General features: G+C 70.0%; 3 protein-coding genes. 1 reads left to right on the top strand and 2 read right to left on the bottom strand.

The window, feature by feature from the left end:
- Positions 1–563: ATP-binding protein (locus ACWELJ_RS34145; protein ID WP_452370182.1), on the bottom strand; the 563-nt coding region annotated here is incomplete at its 3' end.
- A 340-nt stretch (positions 564–903) separates the two neighbouring features.
- Here ACWELJ_RS34145 and ACWELJ_RS34140 point away from each other — a divergent pair.
- A complete protein-coding gene (locus ACWELJ_RS34140; protein WP_452370181.1) occupies positions 904–1,221 on the top strand; it encodes a hypothetical protein in 318 nt (105 codons plus the stop codon).
- Between the two features lie 25 nt (positions 1,222–1,246).
- On the opposite strand, the gene ACWELJ_RS34135 is transcribed toward ACWELJ_RS34140, so the two are convergent.
- On the bottom strand, positions 1,247–1,551 hold a 305-nt coding region (locus ACWELJ_RS34135), incomplete at its 5' end, for a helix-turn-helix domain-containing protein (protein ID WP_452370180.1).

The following is a 1,551-nucleotide window of genomic DNA, read 5'->3' as shown; positions in this document are numbered from 1 at the left end:
GATCGCGCCGCTGCCCGACGCGGAGGCGCGATCGGCAGGACCCGCAGGGACTGCCACACCGTGGTCGCTGGGCAGTCCCGCAGGGCCACCAGCAGGGCCACCCGGACCTCACCGAGGCGGCGCAACGCGAAGGTGAGGGCCTCGGCGGTCGCGAGGTCCAGCGTCTGGGCGTCGTCGACGAGGAGCAGGACCGGCTGGTCCGCGGCCGCCGCCGCCAGCAGCGTCACCACGGCCGCGCCCACCAGGAATCGGTCCGCCGGACCGGGACCGTGGCCGAGGGCGGCGGCCAGGGCGCGGGCCTGCGGGCCGGGCAGCGTGGGGACGCGATCGGCGAGCGGGCCGAGCAGTTCGCGCAATGCCGCGAAATCCACTCCGGATTCGGCGGAATTTTCGCCGCGGCGCAGAACTCGGAATTCGGTCGCGCGTTGTTCGGCATCACGTAGCAGCGCGGTTTTCCCGATCCCGGGTTCTCCCCAGAGCAGCATTCCCCCGCCGTGACCGGCGCGCGCCCGAGTCAGGACCCGAGACAGTTCGTGCTGTTCTCGTTCCCTCCCCTGCAGCACCCGGATCTCACGCACGTCGCAAGGTACCCCGCATTACAAGCAACCGACAAACCTGTAAACACGTTCTTCCCAGCGGCTGAGATCAGCGACGGGATAAGCGATTCCGGACATTTCCGGATCGACCGATTGACCGACCGATACGATGACCGATTCTCTTCCGGATCGGCAGGACTAAAATGCGGGCGCGAATAGGAACACCAATTCGGACATCCCCGAAACACTTTCCATTGCATTCCCGGCGGCGCCCCGGTTAAACATTCCGGCCCGCACCGGGCCGGGCCCAGGACACGGTTCGGTCGCAGGGCGTGCGGACACCGCCGGAAATAGTTAGCCTGCGCAGGTGGAAGACCGTGAGCGCAAGGAATTTTCGCCGCTCCTCGACGCAGCCCTCGGCCCGGGAGCACCCGTCACCCCGGAGGTCCGGATCGGGCGCAACGACCCGGACGAGGCGCTGCCCGAATGCGTCCGCTGCGGCAGACCCGCGGCCTTACACCTGCGCGCGGTGTGGCTGTCCACCCGCGCCGTGCTGGCCGGGGACACCGACGTGGACAGCGTCATCCAGGTGCACGCCTGCGGCGGCTGCGCGGGCAGCGTGGCCGGCATGATCCTGATCAACTGGGATCCGCGCTACTGGGGCGAGTCTGTCGACCTGGACTGACCGCATCGACCGCTCACCGGAAGCCTCAGCGCGGCCGCACGATTCGCATGCCGTTGTCGAAATCGACGTCCACCAGGTCGGCCCGGCCGCTGAGCCCCAGCTTGCCGAACACCCGTGACAGGTGGTGCCCGACGGTGCGGGGACTGAGGTACAGCTCGGTCCCGATCTCGCGGTTGGTCAGCCCGTGGGCGGCCAGCCGCGCCACCCGCAGCTCCTGCGCGGTCAGCACCGAGGTCTCGCCGTGCGCGGTGACCGGCGCGGCCCGGCGGCCGGTGAGTTCGAGCTCCTGCCGGGCCCGCTGCGCCCACTGGGCCGCGCCCATGCCCTCGA

Source organism: Nocardia sp. NPDC004582, assembly GCF_053602115.1.
Note: the sequence above shows the minus strand (reverse complement) of the source record. Positions and strands in the feature narration are given on the sequence as shown.